18 protein-coding genes are annotated in these 20,571 nt (G+C 71.4%); 5 read left to right on the top strand and 13 right to left on the bottom strand.

Features of this window, described 5'->3' with window-relative positions; all coding sequences use genetic code 11:
* Window positions 1-40: 40 nt before the first annotated feature.
* Complete coding sequence (locus ACFQPD_RS11250) at window positions 41-1,282, bottom strand: glutamate-5-semialdehyde dehydrogenase (protein ID WP_385900751.1); 1,242 nt, start codon at window positions 1,280-1,282, stop codon at window positions 41-43.
* 302 nt (window positions 1,283-1,584) lie between these two features.
* Here ACFQPD_RS11250 and ACFQPD_RS11255 point away from each other — a divergent pair, with 302 nt between their 5' ends.
* Window positions 1,585-2,418, top strand: coding sequence for an endonuclease domain-containing protein (locus ACFQPD_RS11255; protein ID WP_068752202.1), 834 nt, complete (start codon window positions 1,585-1,587; stop codon window positions 2,416-2,418).
* A 201-nt stretch (window positions 2,419-2,619) separates the two neighbouring features.
* Here the strand turns inward: ACFQPD_RS11255 and ACFQPD_RS11260 are convergent, their stop codons facing one another.
* The 6 genes from ACFQPD_RS11260 to ACFQPD_RS11285 form a co-directional block, all read right to left on the bottom strand.
* Window positions 2,620-3,222: a hypothetical protein gene (locus ACFQPD_RS11260; protein WP_068752203.1), complete on the bottom strand. Its 603-nt coding sequence runs from the start codon at window positions 3,220-3,222 to the stop codon at window positions 2,620-2,622.
* 41 nt (window positions 3,223-3,263) lie between these two features.
* Window positions 3,264-4,361, bottom strand: a complete 1,098-nt coding sequence (proB, locus tag ACFQPD_RS11265) for a glutamate 5-kinase (RefSeq protein ID WP_385900753.1) — start codon at window positions 4,359-4,361, stop codon at window positions 3,264-3,266.
* Complete coding sequence (gene obgE, locus ACFQPD_RS11270; RefSeq protein ID WP_353080731.1) at window positions 4,351-5,859, bottom strand: GTPase ObgE; 1,509 nt, start codon at window positions 5,857-5,859, stop codon at window positions 4,351-4,353. Before obgE ends, proB begins: the two co-directional genes overlap by 11 nt.
* An 89-nt stretch (window positions 5,860-5,948) precedes the next feature.
* On the bottom strand, window positions 5,949-6,200 hold the full coding sequence (rpmA, locus tag ACFQPD_RS11275) for a 50S ribosomal protein L27 (RefSeq protein ID WP_068752206.1): 252 nt from the start codon (window positions 6,198-6,200) through the stop codon (window positions 5,949-5,951).
* A gap of 10 nt (window positions 6,201-6,210) precedes the next feature.
* Window positions 6,211-6,519, bottom strand: a complete 309-nt coding sequence (rplU, locus tag ACFQPD_RS11280; RefSeq protein WP_068752207.1) for a 50S ribosomal protein L21 — start codon at window positions 6,517-6,519, stop codon at window positions 6,211-6,213.
* Between the two features lie 127 nt (window positions 6,520-6,646).
* Window positions 6,647-8,323 (bottom strand): ribonuclease J, encoded by a 1,677-nt coding sequence (locus ACFQPD_RS11285; protein ID WP_385900755.1) that lies wholly within the window; start codon window positions 8,321-8,323, stop codon window positions 6,647-6,649.
* 73 nt (window positions 8,324-8,396) lie between these two features.
* Here ACFQPD_RS11285 and ACFQPD_RS11290 point away from each other — a divergent pair, with 73 nt between their 5' ends.
* Together ACFQPD_RS11290 and ACFQPD_RS11295 are read left to right on the top strand one after the other, a co-directional pair.
* Window positions 8,397-8,930 (top strand): GNAT family N-acetyltransferase, encoded by a 534-nt coding sequence (locus ACFQPD_RS11290; RefSeq protein ID WP_385900756.1) that lies wholly within the window; start codon window positions 8,397-8,399, stop codon window positions 8,928-8,930.
* 103 nt (window positions 8,931-9,033) lie between these two features.
* A complete protein-coding gene (locus ACFQPD_RS11295) occupies window positions 9,034-10,704 on the top strand; it encodes a BCCT family transporter (protein WP_385900757.1) in 1,671 nt (556 codons plus the stop codon).
* A gap of 12 nt (window positions 10,705-10,716) precedes the next feature.
* On the opposite strand, the gene dapB is transcribed toward ACFQPD_RS11295, so the two are convergent.
* Both dapB and ACFQPD_RS11305 read right to left on the bottom strand, forming a co-directional pair.
* On the bottom strand, window positions 10,717-11,457 hold the full coding sequence (dapB, locus tag ACFQPD_RS11300) for a 4-hydroxy-tetrahydrodipicolinate reductase (protein ID WP_385900758.1): 741 nt from the start codon (window positions 11,455-11,457) through the stop codon (window positions 10,717-10,719).
* 138 nt (window positions 11,458-11,595) lie between these two features.
* Complete coding sequence (locus ACFQPD_RS11305) at window positions 11,596-13,797, bottom strand: polyribonucleotide nucleotidyltransferase (protein ID WP_385900760.1); 2,202 nt, start codon at window positions 13,795-13,797, stop codon at window positions 11,596-11,598.
* Window positions 13,798-14,009: 212 nt separating this feature from the next.
* On the opposite strand from ACFQPD_RS11305, the gene ACFQPD_RS11310 reads away from it, so the two are divergent.
* On the top strand, window positions 14,010-17,351 hold the full coding sequence (locus ACFQPD_RS11310) for a bifunctional proline dehydrogenase/L-glutamate gamma-semialdehyde dehydrogenase (protein ID WP_385900762.1): 3,342 nt from the start codon (window positions 14,010-14,012) through the stop codon (window positions 17,349-17,351).
* A gap of 61 nt (window positions 17,352-17,412) precedes the next feature.
* On the opposite strand, the gene rpsO is transcribed toward ACFQPD_RS11310, so the two are convergent.
* Window positions 17,413-17,676: a 30S ribosomal protein S15 gene (rpsO, locus tag ACFQPD_RS11315; protein WP_385900763.1), complete on the bottom strand. Its 264-nt coding sequence runs from the start codon at window positions 17,674-17,676 to the stop codon at window positions 17,413-17,415.
* Between the two features lie 199 nt (window positions 17,677-17,875).
* Between rpsO and ACFQPD_RS11320 the strand changes: the two genes are divergently transcribed.
* Entirely contained in the window at window positions 17,876-18,355 is a 480-nt protein-coding gene (locus tag ACFQPD_RS11320) for a GNAT family N-acetyltransferase (protein WP_068752214.1), read from the top strand.
* Here the strand turns inward: ACFQPD_RS11320 and ACFQPD_RS11325 are convergent.
* From ACFQPD_RS11325 to rbfA, 3 genes are read right to left on the bottom strand one after another with little or no spacing between them, the layout of a single operon-like run.
* A complete protein-coding gene (locus ACFQPD_RS11325; protein WP_385900765.1) occupies window positions 18,342-19,238 on the bottom strand; it encodes a bifunctional riboflavin kinase/FAD synthetase in 897 nt (298 codons plus the stop codon). The two genes, ACFQPD_RS11320 and ACFQPD_RS11325, sit on opposite strands and share 14 nt — an antisense overlap.
* A gap of 14 nt (window positions 19,239-19,252) precedes the next feature.
* Window positions 19,253-20,122: a tRNA pseudouridine(55) synthase TruB gene (gene truB / locus ACFQPD_RS11330; RefSeq protein WP_385900767.1), complete on the bottom strand. Its 870-nt coding sequence runs from the start codon at window positions 20,120-20,122 to the stop codon at window positions 19,253-19,255.
* Window positions 20,119-20,571, bottom strand: coding sequence for a 30S ribosome-binding factor RbfA (gene rbfA, locus ACFQPD_RS11335; protein WP_068752217.1), 453 nt, complete (start codon window positions 20,569-20,571; stop codon window positions 20,119-20,121). Before rbfA ends, truB begins: the two co-directional genes overlap by 4 nt.

Consider the following 20,571-nt stretch of genomic DNA (forward strand, 5'->3'; position numbering starts at 1 on the left):
CGATCCTAGCAAGGCGCTGGGCGCCGTCGGCCGTCGCGCGTCAGGCGCGGACCTGGCCGTCGCCCTCGATGACGTACTTGCTGCTCGTCATCTCCGGCAGCCCCATCGGTCCGCGGGCGTGCAGCTTCTGGGTCGAGATGCCGATCTCTGCGCCGAAGCCGAACTCGCCGCCGTCGACGAAGCGGCTGGAGGCGTTGACGAGCACGGCGGCGGCGTCGACCTCGGCGACGAAACGGTCGGCGGCGCGGCGCGACCGGGTGACGATCGTCTCCGAATGCCCGGTGGTGTGGGCGCGGATGTGGTCGAGGGCCTCGTCGAGGGAGTCGACGACCTTGGCCGCGAGATCCAGCGTCAGATACTCCGCGTCGTACTCGTCCGGCCCGGCGGGGACGACCGCCTCCGAGTAGGCGACGGTGGCCGGGTCGCCGTGGACGGTGACGCCGGCGCCGTGCAACGCCTGGAGGGCGCGGGGCAGGAACGTGTCGGCGATGTCGCGGTGGACCAGCAGCGTCTCGGCGGCGTTGCAGACGCTGGGCCGCTGGGTCTTGGCGTTGAGGAGGATGGTGATCGCCTGGTCCACGTCGGCGTCGGCGTCGACGTAGACGTGGCAGTTCCCGGTTCCGGTCTCGATGACGGGCACGGTCGAGCCGTCGACGACCGCCTGGATGAGCCCGGCGCCGCCCCGCGGGATGAGGACGTCGACGAGGCCGCGGGCGCGCATGAGCTCGGCGGTGACGTCGCGGCCGCCCTCGACCAGGTGCACCGCGTCGGGGGTGACCCCCGCCGCCTCGAGGCCGGCACGCAGCGCCTCGACGGTGACGCGGTTGGAGTTCAGCGCCGAGGACGAACCGCGCAGGAGCGCGGCGTTGCCGGACTTGAGGCAGATGCCGGCGGCGTCCGCGGTGACGTTGGGGCGGGCCTCGTAGATGATGCCGACGACGCCGAACGGGACCCGGACCTGCCGGACGCTCACGCCGTTGGGCAGCTTCCAGCCGCGCACGACGTCGCCGACGGGGTCGGGCAGAGCAGCGAGGTCGCGGAGTCCCTGCACCATGCCGTCGATCCGGGCGGGGGTGAGCGCGAGGCGGTCGACGATGGACTCTGGCGTTCCGGCCGCGCGGGCCGCCTCGACGTCTGCGGCGTTCGCCTCCAGCAGTCGGCCCTCGGAGGCGGCGAGGGCGTCGGCCATCGCGTGGAGTGCCGTGTCCTTGGCGGCCCGGGTGAGGGTGGCGAGTTCGACGGCCGCCCCGCGGGCGGCCACTGCCTGCGTCTGGAAATCCATGGGGGAAGTCTAGGCGTGGCGCGCCGTCGAGGCCCCGGCCGTCTCGGTTCGGGGGTGGCGCGGCGCGGGGGCGGGGGTCGGGAGGTCGGGGCGAGGGTTGAGCCTGACACGCGGTCTGTGGGCGTGGGTTGAGCCTGACTCGCGGTTCGTCCAGCCTTGACGAGCCTCCGGCGGTGGCCGCGGCCGAGATCGGGCGGAATCAGCCGATGTCCTGGGTTGAAACCTGGATCAGGCTCATCTGTGGATAGCGGAACACAGGCTCCCCCGCCGCCCATCACGACGGCATGAGAGAAGACATCCGGATGAGGCTCGAGAGCGAGCTCGTGATCAACGCCACCCTGCACCCTGAGTTGGACCGCTCACTCAACGCCTACCGGTGCCGCGGTCATCTCGTCGCTGTGTTGCCGAACATCTTCGCGTTGGCCGATCGCGCGCGGGACTTCGACGTCCGCGTCGCGGCCGCCGCGTCGTCGACCCGTCCCTACACACTGCTCGGGCGCGCAGCGGCGAAGTCATGGTGGGAGGAACTCGAGTGCGACACCGTCGATCTCGCCCACCCGTCAATCCTGCACGACCGGTCCGGCTTCCGTTTCCACGAACGGTTCATCCCTCCCGCCCTGGTCAGACCGGCATCCGGCATGCTCTGTACCGCTCCGGCGCTCACGGTTCTCGATCTCATCCCGGAGTTGGGGGCTGAGGCAGTTGACGAGGCACTCCGACGACGGGTCGTCACGCTGGGACAACTCCAGGCGGCGCTCGCCCTGACCCCGCGACGTCGCGGCAACACGATGCGGCGCGAGATTCTCAAGGACTCGCGGTCCGCTCCCTGGTCGGGGCTGGAACGTCGCGCGCACCGCGTGCTGCGCGAGGCGAAGATCACCGGGTGGGTGACCAACTTCCCCGTGGTGCTCGGCGGCCTGAACCACTACGTCGACGTGGCGTGGCCGCATCTGAAACTGGCCGTCGAGCTTGACGGGTTCGAGCACCACGGCGGCAGGGAAGCGTTCCATCATGACCGGCGGCGCGACGCGGCGCTCACCGCAGCCGGCTGGCACGTGCTCCACTTCTCGACCGAGACCCTGTCTGCCCTTCCCGACGCTGTGCGCGGGGCCCTGCGCACCCGGCGACGAGCCTGAGCCATGGCTCAACCGCCGATTGACCGCTATTCGGAGCAGTTCGCTGGTTGAGACCAGGCGCAGGCTCAACTCACCTCCGCGACCCGCGTGTCAGGCTCAACCCACGCCCACAGACCGCGTGTCAGGCTCACCCCACCCCGCGCCAGCGGGGTGGGGCGGGGGCGGGGGCGAGCGGGGGAGGGCCCAGACGGCCCAGACGGCTCAGACGGCCAGCGCGACGCGTGAACGGCCGCGCACCCACCGCACCATGTAGACCGCGAGGTTGAGCGAGCACACCACCGTCATCGCACCGGCGCAGATGATGAGCGCCCAGTCGGTGGTCAGCAGCCCGAACACGAACCACATCGCCTGCACCACCAGCATGATGCCCAGATACCCCACCGAGACACCTGTCAGGTCCGGAGCGGTGACCATCTCCTTGAGCTGCGATCCCTGCCCCATCAGCTGCGGCACCGCGATGATGAACCCGAACGCCATGGCCCCGAACATCAGTTCGACACTGGTCAGGGCCCCGGCCAGAGCCACGGGCAGGATCAGCTGCGGGGCGATGCGCTGCCCGCGGTCACGCAGCACGAACACGACGATCACCAGCGCCAGCCCCGACATCAGCATGTTGGGCCACTGCATCTGGGCCTTCTGCACGAGGAACCCGTGCACCATCCAGGCACCCGTCGTCGCGGCGGAGATCTGCCACAGCCGCAGCGACACCCCGGCGCTCGTGCCCGCCCGCAGGATCCGCAGCAGCTGCGGGAGATTCGACGCGATGCCGACAGCAGCAGCCACCCACCCGAAGACTTCGATCACCCGCTCAGCGTAAGCCGCGCGTCAGCGCCGGTGAAATCGCCTCACTGTTCGCTCAGCATCATGAGATCGCGGTGCACGACCGGTCGCTGGTCGCGGTGCCCGTCCTCATCGCTGCGGTGCCCGATCTCGCGCACCAGGTCGGCGCTGGAGTAGCCGACGAAGCCCCTCCCGATGGGATGCCCGTCCGGCCCCACGATCTCCACGGGCTCGCCCTCCGCGAAGGTGCCCTCCACCTCGCGGACCCCGATCGCCAGCAGCGACGCCTTCCCGGTGGTGAGCGCTCGCCTGGCCCCCTCGTCGACGCGCAGCGCCCCGCGGGGCTCGGCGGCGAAAGCCAGCCACAGCAGCCGCCGCGGCCGGCGCTTCCTGGTGGCGACGAAGAACGTCCCGACAGGCTCCCCCGCCAGAGCCCGCTCCAGGTCGTCGGCGTGGCCGAGGACGACGCTGACTCCGGCCTGCGTCGCGATGTCGGCAGCCTGCAGCTTGGTGCGCATGCCGCCCGTGCCGACCTTCGAGCCGACCCGGGACGTGTCGACCCGCAGCGCCGCGATGTCATCGACCCGCTCGATGCGCCGCGCGCCAGGGGTGTCGGGGTGCGCGGTGTAGAGGGCGTCGACGTCGCTCATGAGCAGTAGCGCGTCGGCCCGGACCAGGTGGGCGATGAGGGCCGCCAGCCGGTCGTTGTCGCCGAACCGGATCTCGTGGGTGGCCACGGTGTCGTTCTCGTTGACGATCGGCACCACGCCCAGCCGGAACAGGCGCGAGATGGTGTTGAGGGCGTTGCGGTAGGTCTTCGGCCGCAGCACGTCCTCGACGGTCAGGAGCAGCTGCGCGACCGTGACGCCGTGCTCGGCGAACGCGTCGGCGTAGTGCCGGATCAACAGGCCCTGACCGACGGCGGCCGCGGCCTGCTGCGTCTCCAGGTCCCGCGGGCGGCGGCGCAGACCGAGCGGTCCCAGCGCGGCGGCGATCGCCCCCGACGTCACGAGGACCACCCGGACCCCCCGCTCCTGCAGCGACGACAGGAGCCGGGCCAGGGTCCTGATCCGTTCGGGATCCAGGTGCCCGTCGGCGCGGGTCAGCGAGGAGGACCCCACTTTGACGACGACGCGTTTCGCGTCGGCGACCTCACGCCTCATGCTCGGGGTCGCCCTCCTCCACCGCCTCGTAGCCGGAGGTCGCGTAGTCGATGCCGGCCTCCTTGGCCGCATGGTACTCGGCGTCCATCCGCTTGCGCCGCTGCGCCGCGGGGCGGTCGGCCTCGAGCCGCACGTCCTCGCCGCGGCGGCTGAGGATCTCGGCCCCGGTCTCCACCTGGGGCGCGAAGTCGAACACGACGGCGTCCTCGCCGCCGATCGCGACGGCGTCACCCTGGCGCGCACCGAGGTCGAGTAGCTTGTCCTCGACACCGAGCCGGTTGAGCCGGTCGGCCAGGTAGCCGACGGCCTCGGCGTTGTTGAAGTCGGTCTGCCGGATCCAGCGCTCGGGCTTCTCGCCCCGCACCCGCCACACGAAGCCGCCCTCGCCGTCGCCCTTCTTGACGATGGTGAACTCCGCCGTCGGCTGGCGGCGCCCGACCGGCGCCGGCCGCAGCACCGGCTTCGGCGCGGCGGCCTCGGGCAGGGAGGCGCGCCGGGCGGCCACGATCTCGGCCATGGCGAACTTGAGGTCGTTCAGGCCCTCCCCCGTCTTGGTGGAGATCTCGAAGATGCGGTGCCCGAACCTCGCCAACTCGGGCCGCACGATCTCGGCCAGCTCGTGCGCGTCCGGCAGGTCGACCTTGTTCAGCGCGATGAGCCGCACCCGGTCCTCGAGTCCGCCGTGCGCGGCGAGCTCCGCCTCGATGACCTCCAGGTCGGCGACCGGGTCCCTGCCCGGCTCGTAGGTGCCGAGGTCGATGACGTGGACGATGGCCTGGCAGCGCTCGATGTGGCGCAGGAAGTCGAAGCCGAGGCCCCTGCCCTCCGACGCGCCCTCGATGAGGCCGGGCACGTCGGCGACGGTGTAGGTCACGTCCCCGGCGACGACCACACCCAGGTTGGGCACCAGGGTGGTGAAGGGGTAGTCGGCGATCTTCGGCCGCGCCCGCGAGATCGCCGCCACCAGCGACGACTTGCCGGCGGACGGGAACCCGACCAGGCCGACGTCGGCCACCACCTTCAGTTCGAGCTGGATGAGACGGCTCTCCCCGTCCTCGCCGAGCAGCGCGAAGCCCGGCGCCTTGCGGGCGGACGTGGCCAGCGCAGCGTTCCCGAGGCCACCCTTTCCGCCCTGGGCGACGACGAACTCGGCCCCCTGCTCGGTGAGGTCGGCCAGCACCTCGCCCGTGTCGGCATCGCTGACGACGGTCCCGCTGGGCACTGCGAGGACGACGTCCTCGCCCCGGGATCCGTGCTGGTGGTCGCCGCGGCCCGGCTGGCCGTTGACCGCCTTGCGCACGGACTGGCGGTGGTAGTCGACGAGCGTGGAGAGCGAGTCGTCCACGCGCAGGATGACCGACCCGCCGTCGCCGCCGTTGCCGCCGTCGGGTCCACCGAGGGGCTTGAACTTCTCGCGGTGAATGGATGCGCAGCCGTGGCCGCCGTTGCCGGCCTGCACCGTCAGCTTGACGCGGTCGACGAACGAGGGGATGGCCATCGGGACTCCTAGGGTGTGCTCGCCTCAGTCTAAGGCGGAAACGAAGAACGGCCCCGGAGGGCCGTTCTCGAGAAAGTGCGGGTGCCGGATCAGGCGGGCACCACGTTGACCACGCGGCGACCGCGCTTGACGCCGAACTCCACCTGGCCCTCGACGAGGGCGAAGAGGGTGTCGTCGCCACCGCGACCGACGCCGTCACCGGGGTGGAAGTGCGTGCCGCGCTGACGCACGAGGATCTCCCCCGCGCCGACCAGCTGGCCGCCGTAGCGCTTCACGCCGAGGCGCTGCGCGTTCGAGTCACGACCGTTCCGCGTCGAGGACGCGCCCTTCTTGTGTGCCATTGTTCGCTCCTCAGCCCTTGATCCCGGTGATCTTCACCTGGGTGTACCGCTGGCGGTGACCCTGGCGCTTCTTGTAGCCGGTCTTGTTCTTGTACTTGAGGATCCGGATCTTCGGACCCTTCGCCTCGCCGACGACCTCGGCGGTCACGGAGACCTTCCCGAGCGCCTTGGCGTCCGAGGTGATCTTGTCGCCGTCGACCAGCAGCAGCGGCTGCAGGGACAGGGTCTTGCCGACCTCTTCGGACACCAGGTCGATGTCCAGGACGTCGCCGACAGCAACCTTGTGCTGACGTCCACCGTTGCGCACGATCGCGTACACGACTGACCTACCTTCTTGGGTTCACTTCAAGCATTGCGGCGTGCCCGTCCAGTCCGGATGGAAAGGGGGCAGAACACCGAGGGACAACTCTACTTGGGCACCAGCGACCGGTCAAACCGGCCGCGGGTCACGTCGTGACGACGACGGGAACGATCATCGGGCGCCGCTTCAGCGTCCGCGACACCCACTGCCCCGCGACTCGCCGCGTCACCTGCTGCAGCCGGTACGGGTCGTCGACGCCGTCGCGCAGCGCGTCGAGCAGCGCGGCGGCCACCCGCTGGCGCACCTCCTCGAAGACGCTGTCGTCCTCGGCGAAGCCGCGGGCGTGCACGTCCGGCCCGCTGACGATCGTCCGGTTGTGGAGGTCGACGGCGGTGATGACGGAGACGAACCCCTCCTCGCCGAGGATGCGGCGGTCCATGATCGACTCGGAGATGTCGCCCACCGTCGATCCGTCGACGAAGACGTAGCTGGCGTCGATGGAGCCGACCTTCTTGGCGATCCCGTTCTTGAGGTCGATGACGTCGCCGTCGCCGGACACGAGGACCCGCTCCGCCGGCACGCCGGTGGCCTGGGCCAGCTTGGCGTTGGCGATCAGGTGCCGGGCCTCGCCGTGCACCGGCAGCACGTTGCGCGGCTTGAGGATGTTGTAGCAGTACAGCAGCTCCCCCGCCGAGGCGTGGCCCGAGACGTGCACGAGCGCGTTGCCCTTGTGTACGACGGTGGCGCCGAGCCGGCTGAGGCCGTTGATGACGCGGTAGACGGAGTTCTCGTTGCCGGGGATCAGCGAGCTGGCCAGGAGGATCGTGTCGCCCTCCCCCACCTCCACGACGGGGTGGTCGCGGTTGGCGATGCGGCTCAGCGCCGCCATGGGCTCGCCCTGGGAACCGGTGGAGACGATCACGACCTCGTTGGCCGGGTAGCGGTCGATCTCCTTGAGCTCGATGAGCGTGCCCGCCGGGACCTTGAGGTAGCCCAGGTCCCTGGCGGTGGACATGTTGCGCACCATGGACCGCCCGACGTAGACGACCTTGCGGCCGTGCTTGACGGCCAGGTTCAGCACCTGCTGCACCCGGTGGACGTGGCTGGCGAAGCACGCGACGATGAGCTTGCCGCGGGCCTGGTCGAAGACGCGGGCGATCGCGGGCTCGACGTCGCGCTCGAGCGTGGTGAAGCCGGGCGTCTCCGCGTTGGTGGAGTCCACCATGAAGAGGTCGACGCCCTCCTCACCGAGCCGTGCGAAGCCGCGCAGGTCCGTGATGCGGCCGTCGAGCGGCAGCTGGTCCATCTTGAAGTCGCCGGTGTGCAGGACCAGGCCGGCCTTGGTCCGGATGGCGACGGCCAGCGCGTCGGGGATGGAGTGGTTGACGGCCAGGAACTCGAACTCGAAGTTGCCGACCTCGAGGATCTCGCCCTCCTCGACGGCGTCAAGGTCGAAGTCGCGGATGCGGTGCTCCCGGAGCTTCGCGGCGAGGAACGCCAGCGTCAGCTTGGATCCGAAGACGGGGATGTTGGCCCGCTTCTTCAGCAGGTAGGGCACCGCGCCGATGTGGTCCTCGTGGCCGTGGGTGAGCACCAGGGCGACGATGTCGTCGAGGCGGTCGTTGAGGTAGTCGAGCGCGGGGAGGATGAGGTCGACTCCGGGGTGGTCGTCCTCGGGGAACAGCACGCCGCAGTCGACGAGCGCGATCTGCCCGTCGATCTCGAAGGCGGTCATGTTGCGGCCGATGTCGCCGAGCCCGCCGAGCGGTATCACCCGCAACGTTCCGGGGGCGAGCTTGGGGGGCTGGGTCACGTCGGTCATGGGGTCAGGCTAGTGGATGCGCCGCGTGCCGCGGGTCCTCGGAGGACGCGGGGCCGCGCTTAGGATGGGCGCCATGTCCGTCTCCGACACCGTCCGACTTGCCCTGCCCGCCGAGGCCGTCGATGTCGCGCGCATCCAGCGCCGCGCCTGGGCCGAGTCCGGCCTGCTCGCCGCAGCGGGCGGCGGGCTGCCGGCCGACGAGGCGGCCCGCGTCTGGCACGAGGCCATCGTCAAGCCCCCGCTGGCGCACCTCAGGGTGCTCGTCGCCATCGGGGACGACGGCGTCGTCGGCTTCGCCGTCACCGGGCCCAGCGGCGACCCGGACCGCGAGGAGCGCGACGGCACCATCGCGGAGTTCGTCGTCGACCCGCGGCACCGCGGCGCCGGTCACGGGTCGCGGCTCATGAACGCGGCCGTCGACACGCTGCGCCAGGACGGTTATGAGGTGGCCACGATGTGGGTCCGTGCCGCCGACGACGGCCTGCGGGCCTTCCTGGTGGCCTGCGGGTGGGCCCCCGACGGCGCGCACCAGGAGATCGCCACGGCCGACGGTGCCCCCGGCGTCAAGCTCGTCCGCCTTCACACCGACATCCGGGCCGCGTCCTAGCGGAGTTTGGCACAGCGCTGGTCGTGACAGGGTAGACGCTGCCTTTTTTCGAGTGACGATCCTCTCCGAACTGACTGACGCGACATCTGACCCAGGAGCGCCCGTGCCCACACCCGTGACCCCACGCATCGCCGAACGCGACATGAACCCCGAGTCGGGGCCGCCACAGCACGGGAAGGAGGGGCTCAACCTCTGGGTGTTCGTCACCTCGGCCGCGCTCATCGCCGTCGCGCTGGCGGCCGCGCTGCTGGCGCCGCAGGCGTTCAACGGCATCGTGTCGACGATCAACACCGTCGTGGTCAACTCCATCGGCTGGTACTACGTGGCGCTGGTGTCCGGCTTCGTCATCTTCGCTCTGGTGGTGGCCTTCAGCAACCTGGGCACCATCCGTCTCGGCCCGCCGGACGAGGCACCCCAGTACCGCTGGCGGACCTGGTTCGCGATGCTGTTCGCCGCCGGCATGGGCATCGGCCTGGTGTTCTGGGGCGTGGCGGAGCCGCTGTGGCACCTCGCGTCCCCGCCGCCCGGCTTCCGCGAGTCGGGGATCGAGGCCCAGGGGCGCCGTGCGATGGCGCAGACGTTCCTGCACTGGGGCGTGCACGCGTGGGCCGTCTACGTCGTCGTCGGTCTGGCGGTCGCGTACGCCGTGCACCGCCGCGGGCGCCCGGTGTCGATCCGCTGGGCGCTGGAGCCCCTGCTCGGCAAGCGCGTCGACGGTCCGCTGGGCAACGCGATCGACATCGCGGCCGTCGTCGGCACGCTGTTCGGCGTCGCGACCTCCCTCGGCCTGGGTGTCAATCAGATCGCCGCGGGGCTGGAGCACCTCGGCGTCGTCGAGGGCACCACGGCGGCCAAGCTCGTCATCATCGCGGTGATCACCGCCCTGTCCACGCTCTCGGTAGTCTCGGGTCTCGACCGGGGCATCGCGTTCCTCTCGCGCGCCAACCTGTGGCTCGCGGCGCTGCTACTCGTGGCGGTGCTGATCTTCGGCCCGACCCTGTTCGTGCTGCGCGAGCTCGTGTCCAGCTTCGGCGGCTACATCCAGAACTTCGTGTCCATGTCCTTCCAGACCTTCGCCTTCTACGGCGACCGCGGCGAGTCGTGGCTCGGGTCGTGGACGACCTACTACTGGGGCTGGTGGATCGCCTGGTCCCCGTTCGTCGGGGTGTTCATCGCCCGCATCTCCCGCGGTCGCACGGTCCGGGAGTTCGTGGCCGGCGTCCTGCTCGTCCCGACCGCCGTCACCATGCTGTGGTTCTCCGTCATGGGCGGGGCCGCGCTGTATCAGCAGATCTTCGGCGGGGTCGACCACATCGTCGACGGAGGAGTCAGCACCAACACCGCCCTGTTCGAGATGCTCGGCCAGCTCCCCGGCGGTCCCGTCCTGTCCGGCGTGGCCGTGCTGCTGGTGCTGGTGTTCTTCGTCACGAGCTCCGACTCCGGATCGTTCGTCGTGGACATGCTCACCCACAACGGCAATCCCAACCCGCCCGTCTGGTCGCGGGTCTTCTGGTCGGTGCTGGAGGGCTCGATCGCGGCCGTGCTCATCTGGTCCAGTTCCGCCGCCCTCGGCGGCGACACCTCGGGCATCGCCGCGCTGCAGGCCCTGACCATCGTGGCCGCGGCCCCCTTCTCGCTCGTCATGATCGGGATGTGCCTGTCCCTGATCAAGGCGCTGCGCCGCGACGTCGCCGCCTGGCAGCGGGCCGAGGAGGCGGTGCTGCGGAGGGAGCTCGCGGCGGAGGCCGCCGAGATCGCCAGCCGCTCACAGTAGCGGCGGCGGCCCTCAGAGGCCGAGGACCGACTCCATCTCGAGCGTCAGGCCCGGGTGGTCGACGATGTAGCGGATCCCCGCGACGACGCCCGGCATGAACGACGCCCGGTCGAACGAGTCGTGCCGGATCGTGAGCGTCTCGCCCGGCGCCCCCAGGAGCACCTCCTGGTGGGCCACCAGGCCCTGCAGCCGGACGCCGTGGATGTGTACCCCGTCGACCACCGCCCCGCGCGCCCCGTCGTCGTGGACGGTGGAGTCCGGGACGGGCGGCATCTGGGCCGCGGCGCGGGCCGCGCCGATCCGTCGTGCGGTGGTCGCTGATGTGCCCGACGGCGCATCCGCCTTGTTCGGGTGGTGCAGCTCGACGATCTCCACCGAGGGGTAGAACGGCGCAGCGGTGGCCGCGAACCGCATCATGAGCACGGCGCCGATCGAGAAGTTCGACGCGATGAGGACCCCGGCCTCGGGGTGGGCCGCGCACAGGTCGCGGACCCGGTCCAGCTTCTCGTCGGTGAAGCCGGTGGTGCCGATCACCATGTGGATGCCGCGCTCCAGGCACCACGCGATGTTGTCCATGACGGCGTCGGGGTGCGTGAAGTCGACGACGACCTGCGCGCGCCCGACCTGCTCGCGCGGCTCCCCGAGGTCACACCCGCCGACGATGGTCATGCCGTCGGCGCGCTCGACCGCCCGCACGACCTCGGTGCCCATCTTGCCGCTGGCCCCGAACACACCCACCCTGATCTCGGTCATGTCCGCACTCCCCTCGTCTCGACGTCGCTGTCCATCCAACCATCCCCGGACGCGGCCCGCCAGCGGCGCCCGCGCCAGGACAAACGCCGAGGGGCGGGCCCGTGACGGGCCCGCCCCTCGGCGGTCAATCAGGCTCGATCAGGCCTCGGCGTCGGTCTTCTCCTCGACCACCGGAACGAGCGACAGCTTGCCGCGGTCGTCGATGTCGGAGATCTCGACCTGGAGCTTCTGCCCCACCGACAGCACATCCTCCACGTTCTCGACGCGGGCGCCGCCGGCGAGCGGGCGCAGCTTCGAGATGTGCAGCAGGCCGTCCTTGCCGGGCAGCAGCGAGACGAAGGCCCCGAACGCCGTGAGCTTCACGACGGTCCCGAGGAACCGCTCGCCGCGCTCCGGCATGTGCGGGTTGGCGATCGCGTTGATCGCGGCGACGGCCGCGTCCGCGGCCTCCCCCGTCGTGGCGCCCACGTAGATCGTGCCGTCATCCTCGATGGAGATGTTGGCGCCCGTGTCGTCCTGGATCTGGTTGATGATCTTGCCCTTCGGGCCGATGACCTCACCGATCTTGTCCACCGGGATGCGCAGCGAGATGATCCGCGGCGCGTAGGGGCTCATCTCGTCGGGGACGTCGATCGCCTCGCCCATGACGTCGAGCAGGGTGTGCCGGGCGTCGCGGGCCTGCAGCAGGGCCTTCTGCAGCTCGACGGCGGGGATGCCGTTGAGCTTGGTGTCCAGCTGCAGCGCGGTGACGAAGTCACGGGTGCCGGCCACCTTGAAGTCCATGTCGCCGAGCGCGTCCTCGGCGCCCAGGATGTCGGTCAGCGCGATGTACTTCGTCTCGCCGTCGACGTCCTCGCTCATGAGGCCCATCGCGATGCCCGCGACGGGCGCCTTGAGGGGAACGCCCGCGTTGAGCAGCGACAGTGTGGACGCGCAGACCGAGCCCATCGACGTCGAGCCGTTCGAGCCCAGCGCCTCGGACACCTGGCGGATCGCGTAGGGGAACTCGGAGCGCGTGGGCAGCACGGGGATCAACGCCCGCTCAGCCAGGGCACCGTGGCCGACCTCGCGCCGCTTCGGGGAGCCGACTCGGCCGGTCTCGCCCGTCGAGTACGGCGGGAAGTTGTAGTTGTGCATGTAGCGCTTGGTGTTCTCGGGCGAGAGCGTGTCGATCTTCTGCTCCATGTCGAGCATGTTGAGGGTGCTGACGCCCAGGATCTGGGTCTCGCCGCGCTGGAACAGCGCCGAGCCGTGCACGCGCGGAATGACCGCGACCTCGGCCGCCAGTTCGCGGATCTCGGCGGGGCCGCGGCCGTCGATGCGGACCTGCTCGGTCAGGGTGCGGTGCCGCACGATCTTCTTGGTGAGCGCCTTCAGCGCGGCCGACACCTCGTTCAGGCGGCCGTCGAAGCGCTCGGTGAGCTGCTCCGTGACGTCCTGACGGATGGCGTGCGTCGCCTCGTCGCGCTCCTGCTTGCCCTTGATCTGCATGGCCTGGGCCACACGGTCGGCGGCGAGCTCGGAGACGGCGTCGAAGACGTCGTCCTGGTAGTCGCGGAACACGGGGAAGTCGTAGGTCTCGCGCGGCAGCTTGGCTGCGAGCTCGGACTGCGCGTCGCACAGCGCCTTGATGAACGGCTTGGCCGCCTCGAGGCCCTGACCGACGACCTCTTCGGTCGGCGCGGTCTTGCCGGAGCGGACGAGCTCCCACGTGGCGTCGGTGCCGCCGGCCTCGACCATCATGATCGCGACGTCACCGTCGGCGAGCACGCGGCCCGCGACCACCATCTGGAAGGCGGACTGGGCCACCTGCTCCACGGTCGGGAACGCGACCCACTGGTCGTCGATGAGGGCGACGCGCACGCCGCCGATCGGTCCGGAGAACGGGAGGCCCGCGATCTGGGTCGACATCGACGCGGCGTTGATCGCCACGACGTCGTACATGACGGCCGGGTTGAGCGCCAGGATCGTGACGACGACCTGGACCTCGTTGCGCAGGCCCTTGACGAACGCGGGGCGCAGCGGGCGGTCGATCAGGCGGCAGGCGAGGATCGCGCCCTCGCCCGGGCGGCCCTCACGACGGAAGAACGAGCCGGGGATCTTGCCCGCGGCGTACATGCGCTCCTCGACGTCGACCGTCAGCGGGAAGAAGTCGATGGCCTCCCGCGGGGTCTTCTGCGCGGTGGTCGCCGACAGCAGCATGGTGTCGCCGTCCAGGTAGACGGCGGCCGAGCCATCGGCCTGCTGGGCCAGCACGCCGGCCTCGAAGCGAACAGTGTGGGTGCCGTACTTGCCGTTGTCGATAACGGCCTCGGCGAATTCGATGCCTGGTCCTTCCACGGACAGGCTCCTTTCGGGGTGTGTGCCACCCGCGCAGGGCGAATCGTCGCCGGGATTGTCTGCCGGTCTTCGATCGAGGCCCGCGGGGGCGCCCTGAGGCACCCGAAGGCCACTACCGAGGACCAGACGGACGCGTGCGCTGGGCGGCGGGGTGGAAACAACAGTTGTTCAGTTGTCCAGTGCAGTCTAGCCGGTTGGGCCACGATGGTTGAATGCTGAGCGTCACGTCGCCCCGGATCATCGACGCGGCGGCCGCGACGGCGCGCCGCTGGGCCCAGCGCAGCACCGCCCATCCGGAGCCTTCGGCGGCCCGGTTGCTGGCCCGGGTCCTGCGCCATCCGGAGGGCCTGCCCTTCACCCTGGACTTCGTCGACCGCGTGCTGCGACCCGAGGACCCGGCGGTGGCCGCCAGGGCGCTCGCCGACCTCGCGCGCCGCCCCGCCCCGTTCCTGCCGCCTGCGTTGCGGCTCGGCCTGGCGGCGGTCCGTACCTCTCCCGCCCTGGCCCTACCGGCCGTGCGCCCCGCGTTCACCGCGCTCGTCGGCGACCTCGTGATCGACGTCGGTCGCCGACTGGGCCCCGCCCTCGAGCGGCTACAGCGCGACGGCTGCGCCCTCAACATCAACCTGCTGGGCGAGGCGGTGCTCGGCGACGAGCACGCCCGCGCCCGCCTGGCCCAGACGGCGGCGCTCCTCGAGCGCACGGACGTCGATTATGTCTCGCTCAAGGTCTCCGCAGTCCTCGGGCCGCACTCGCCCTGGGCCCACGACGCCACCGTCGCCGAGGCGGTCGCCCGGCTGAGGCCGCTCATGGAGCGCGCCCGAGACCTCGGCAAGTTCGTCAACCTCGACATGGAGGAGTACCGCGACCTGCACCTGACGCTCGACGTCTTCGACCGGCTCGTGACGGACCCCGACCTCCTCGGGGTCCGGGCCGGGATCGCTGTGCAGACCTACCTGCGGGAGTCGCCCCTGGTGCTGGACCGGATCGACGACCTGGCCCGCGACCGCGTCGCCGCCGGCGGGGTCCCCCTCAAGGTCCGCCTGGTCAAGGGCGCGAACATGGCCATGGAGCGGGTCCAGGCGGAGCTGCGGGGATGGCCATCGCCGGTCCTGCCGTCGAAGGCGGCCACGGACGCCAGCTACCTGCGAGCCCTGGACTTCTGCCTCACCCCGGAGCGGGCCTCCCGCCTGAAGGTGGGGGTGGCCAGCCACAACGTCTTCACGCTCGCGGCGGCCTGGGAGCTCGCCACGGCTCGCGGCGTGACCGACCAGATGGACGTCGAGATGCTCGCGGGCATGGGCGTGCCGCTGCGCCGCGTGCTGCAGGAGGAGATCGGCCGGGTGCGGCTGTACGTGCCGGTGGTCCCGCGCCGCGACTTCGACGTCGCCATCGCCTATCTGGTCAGGCGGCTCGAGGAGAACGCCGCCAACGAGAACTTCATGTCGGGCGCCGCCGGGCTCGGGCACGACGCGCAGTTCCTCGCCAGGGAGGAGCAGCGGTTCCGGGCCGCCGCCGCGCTCGCCGACGACCCGGGCCCCGCCACGTGGGCGGTCCAGCACCGCGCCCCGGCGGCGGTCGGGTTCGGCAACGCCAGCGACACCGACCCGGCGCTGCCGTCGAATCAGGAGTGGGCCCGGACCATCCACGGGCGCCTGCCCGCGCCGCTGCTCGGCGCCGACGCGGTGCGCCGCGCGACGCTGGCGGACCGCGCCGAACTCGACCGCGCCCTCGACGAAGGGCGCGCGGCGGGTGCTCGATGGCGGGCGACGCCACCGGCTGAGCGGGCGGCGGTCCTCCGGCGCCTCGCCGCGGAGCTGGAGGCGGCGCGCACCGACCTGGTGACGGTGGCCGCCGACGAGGTCGGCAAGCTCATCGACCAGGCCGACGTCGAGGTGTCCGAGGCGGTGGACTTCGCCCGCTACTACGCCGAACGCGCCCTCGACCGCGTCGCCGGGGCCCGCCACGTGCCGCCGACGCTGACCGTCGTCGCACCCCCGTGGAACTTCCCGATCGCCATCCCCCTGGGCGGCGTCGCGGCGGCCCTCGCCGCCGGATCGGCCGTCGTGCTCAAGCCGGCTCCCCCGGCCCGACGCACCGCCGCGCTCCTGGCCGAGGCGGGTGTCCGGGCGGGCATCCCGGACGCGGTGCTGCAGTTCGTCGTCGTCGACGACGGCCCCCTCGGCCGGGCCCTCATCACCGACGACCGGGTGGATCAGGTCGTCCTCACAGGCGCCGCGGAGACGGCCGCCCTGTTCCGCTCCTGGCGCCCCGGGCTCCCCCTCCTCGCGGAGACCTCCGGCAAGAACGCGATCGTGATCACGCCGTCGGCCGACCTCGATCTGGCCGTCGCCGACCTCGTGACCTCGGCCTTCGGCCACGCGGGGCAGAAGTGCTCGGCCGCGTCCCTGGGCATCCTCGTGGGCTCCGTCGCCGGGTCGCGCCGGTTCCGCGAGCAGCTCGTAGACGCCGTCGCGTCGCTGCGCGTCGCCTGGCCGACGGACCCGGCGGCGCAGATGGGCCCCCTCACCGAGCCGCCGGGCGAGAAGCTGCGGCGGGGCCTGACGCGCCTCGAGCCCGGCCAGACGTGGTGGGTGGCGCCGCGCCGGGTCGACGAGCGGCTCTGGAGCCCCGGCGTGCGCTGGGGCGTGGCGCCGGGCAGCGAGTTCCACCAGGTCGAGTACTTCGGTCCCGTGCTGGGGCTGATGACCGCGTCGTCGCTCGATGAGGCGATCGACCTGCAGAACGGCACCCCGTTCGGCCTGACCGCCGGCCTGCACAGCCTCGATGCGGTGGAGATCCGGCGCTGGGTCGAGCGCGTCGAGGCCGGCAACTGCTACGTCAACCGCGGGATCACCGGCGCGATCGTCCGGCGACAGCCGTTCGGCGGCTGGAAGCGCTCATCCGTCGGACCCGGCGCCAAGGCCGGCGGGCCGCACTACGTCGCCAGCCTCGGCTCGTGGGAGCCCGACGGCTGGCCCACGGCGACGAGCGCGGAGGTCACCACCGAGTCGCTGGCTCGGCTTGTCACGGCGGGCGGCGCGGTTCCGGGACTGGATCCCGTGCTGGTGCGGGCCGCGGCAGCGTCCGACGAGCGGGCGGCCCGCACCATCGTCGGCGCGCTGCACGACCCGTCGGCGCTCGCCGCGGAGCAGAACGTCCTGCGATACCGGCCGACGGAGGTCACGGTCCGGGTGGAGGCCCGGGACCCGTGGCCCGTGCTGCGGGAGGCGTCCGCGGCGCTGGCGGCAGGGGCCAGGGTCCGGTTCTCGTTCGAGGAGGAGCCGCATCAGGCCCTGCGCGACGCCCTCGCCGGCGCCGGGTTCGACGTCGTGGTCGAGTCGTCCGCGGGGTTCGATCGCGTGGCCCACGGCCGCGTCCGCCATCTCGGGAGCCGGGACCTCCAGGTCGCCGTCGACGGCTCGATCGACGTGACGGTGTACCCCGGTCCTCCGCTGCCCGGCGAGCGGGCACTCCTTCCCTATGTGCGGGAGCAGGCGGTCTCGGTCACCCGCCACCGCTACGGGCATCCACGGCCCTCGCCGCTTGGCTGACCCGAGAAACGACTCAGGGCACCCCGCGAGGGGTGCCCTGAGGATGAGGTGGGAGACGAGGTCAGCGACGCAGGCCGAGGCGCGCGATCAGCGACCGGTAGTGCTCGATGTCGTTCTTGGCGACGTAGTTGAGCAGGCGGCGACGCTGGCCGACCATGAGCATCAGGCCACGGCGGCTGTGGTGGTCACCCTTATGTTCCTTGAGGTGCTCGGTGAGGTGAGCGATCCGCTTGGTCAGCAGGGCGATCTGCACATCCGGCGACCCGGTGTCACCCGGCTTGGTCGCGTACTCGTCGATGATCTTCTTCTTCTCGTCGGCGTCCATATAGGGCTCCTTCCGGTTCGCTGCACGGCGCCCCTGTCGCGGATGCTGTCGGGGCTCTGACGGGGCCGTGGCCGATCTAACGGCAACCTGAGAACCCTAGCACCGCCCGCCGCGCGGGCCCAAAACGTGCATCGCCGCGGCCCCGAGGGGCGACGCGCTAGGGTAGGGACATCGACGGCAGTGTGAGCTAAGGAGAACCATGGGCATCATCGTCCGTCCCGCCACCGACTCGGACCTCGACGCCTTGCGCGCGAACGAGCCGCGGCCGGAGCTCGGCCTCGTCGACAAGCACTTCGCGGCCCAGCAGGCCGGAACGCTCCTCTACGTGGTCGCCGTCGAGGACGACACGCCCATCGGCACCGCCGTGCTTGACCTGGATGCGGACTCGATGACGCCGGAGCTGCGCAACATGTTCGTGTACCCGGCCGCCCGCCGCAAGGGAGCCGGCCGCGCCCTCTCCCGCTACCTCGAGGACGAGGCGCGCAAGCGGGGCTTCGCCGCGGTCTACCTCGCGGTGGACCCGAACAACGAGAAGGCCGTGCCGCTGTACGTGTCGCTGGAGTACCACCCCACCGGCGAGCACCTGTTCGTCGACGAGCCGGAGGTCGAGCAGGTCGACGACGAGACGCAGGCCAGCGAGCACTACGCGATCTACAAGAAGTCGCTCACCGTCCGCTGAGGCCGAGTTCGACCTTCGCCCCCTCGACGTCGGCGTGCATCTGCGTGATGAGCGCGTCGATGCCGTCGAACCGCACCTGTCCGCGCAGCCGCGCCACGAAGTCCACGGCCACCTCGACCCCGTACAGCTCAAGGTCGGTGCGGTCCAGGACGTAGCTCTCCACGCGGCGCTCATGGCCGTCGAAGGTCGGGTTGGTGCCGACGGAGATGGCTGCGGGCAGCGGGACGGCGCCCGGCTCGTCGAGCCGCGTGAGCCAGCCGGCGTACACACCGTCCGCGGGAACCGCCATGTCCGGCGGCACCGTGAGATTCGCCGTCGGGAACCCGAGGTCGCGCCCGCGCTGGTCTCCGACGACCACGACGCCACGGAAGCGGAACGGCCGCATGAGATGCTTGGCCGCCTCGGCGACGTCACCGTCGGCGAGCAGGTCGCGCACGCAGGTGGAGCACGACACCGTGTGATCGATCGTCTCCAGCGGCAGCGGTACCACCTCGAAGCGACCCTCACCCAGCGCCGCGAGCGTGTCGACGTCGCCGGACGCCCGGCGACCGAACCGGAAGTTGGCGCCCACGACCACCCGCACCGGGTGCAGTGGCAGCAGGAACCGCTCGACGAATTCCTCGGGCGACAGCCGGGCGACGTCGTCGTTGAACCGGATGACGCGGACCTCGTGGGCCCCGGCCTCCTTGAGCAGCTCGATCCGCGTCCTCAGGTCCGTCAGGAGCTTCGGCGCCGACGCCGGGCGCAGGACGGTCACCGGGTGGGGCCAGAAGGTCAGCACGATGAGCGGATGGTCGACGTCGCGCGTGGCCTCCTGCAGGACGCGCCGGTGTCCACGGTGGACCCCGTCGAAGTTGCCGATGACGACGACCGAACTAGTCACGGCACCCAAATCTGTCATGGCCCGACCAGCACCGCAACCGGCGCCGATCCCCCCGCGGCCGGCGCGTAGAGCGCGAGCAGCTCGCCGCCGGGCGACAGGACACCCGTGGGGGCACCCGGTACCTCGCGGGCGAGCGGACGCCCGTAGCCGACGTCGCGGGCCTCCTCCTGCGTCAGCTCGACGACGGGGAAGCTGAGCCTGGCGGCGTCGGCCATCGCCATGAGGGGCGGTGCCTCGTCGCCGAGGACGACGGCGTCGGCGATGCCGTAGCCGCCGATACGGGTGCGGCGCAGCGCGGTCAGGTGGCCCCCGACCCCCAGCGCCGCTCCGAGGTCCCGGGCGAGCGCCCGCACGTAGGTGCCGGAGGAGCACTCAACCTCCAGGTCGACGTCCAGGCAGCGGCCGGCGGGGCGGAGATCCGTGATCTCCAGCCGCGACACCGTGACGGGGCGGGCCGCGAGCGCGACGTCCTCCCCCGCCCGGACGCGCGCGTAGGCGCGCCTGCCGTCGACCTTGATGGCCGAGACGGCGCTGGGCACCTGCAGGATGTCCCCACGCAACGGGGCGGCCGCGGCCTCGAGGTCGTCGCGCCCGAGCCGCGACGCGTCCGCCACCGCGACGACGTCGCCGTCCGCGTCATCCGTCGACGACGACTCCCCCAGCCGCACGGTGGCGGTGTACGCCTTGTCGTGCAGCGCGAGGTGGCCGAGGAGCCGCGTTGCGCGGTTCACGCCGAGGATCAGCACCCCGGTGGCCATCGGGTCCAGGGTGCCGGCGTGGCCGATCTTCCTGGTGCCCAGGAGCCGCCGGAGACGGCCGACCACCTGGTGGGAGGTGACCCCCGACGGCTTGTCGACGATCACCACCCCCGAGGCGGAGGTCACCGGTCGTCGACCTGGTCGGCCTCGTCGTCGTCCTCCCGCGGCTTGCGGTACGGGTCCGGCTCCCCGGCGTACTCCTTGCCGAGCGCCGCCGCGGCTGCGGCGGCGTCGGTGGCCTGCACCTGGGCGAGGAGGTCCTCGATGTGCCGCGCCACTTCGGGCGTGGCGTCGAGGACGAAGGTCAGCGTCGGGGTGAACTTCATCCCGAGCTGCTGCCCCACCGTCGAGCGGAGCATCCCCGTCGCCGACTCGAGGGCCGCGGCCGTGCCGGCGCGCGCCTCGTCGTCCCCGAGCACCGTGTAGAAGGCGGTGGCCTCCCGGTTGTCACCGGTCAGCCGCACCTCCGTGATGGTGACGAACCCGAGGCGGGGGTCCTTGACCCGCCGCTCGATGGTCGAGGCCAGGATGACCTTGATCTGGTCCGCCAGCTTGGCGTTTCTCGGTCCGGGCAT

Origin of the sequence: Tessaracoccus sp. O5.2 (assembly GCF_964266725.1) — a bacterium.
In the GTDB taxonomy this organism is placed as follows: domain Bacteria; phylum Actinomycetota; class Actinomycetes; order Propionibacteriales; family Propionibacteriaceae; genus Arachnia; species Arachnia lapidicapta.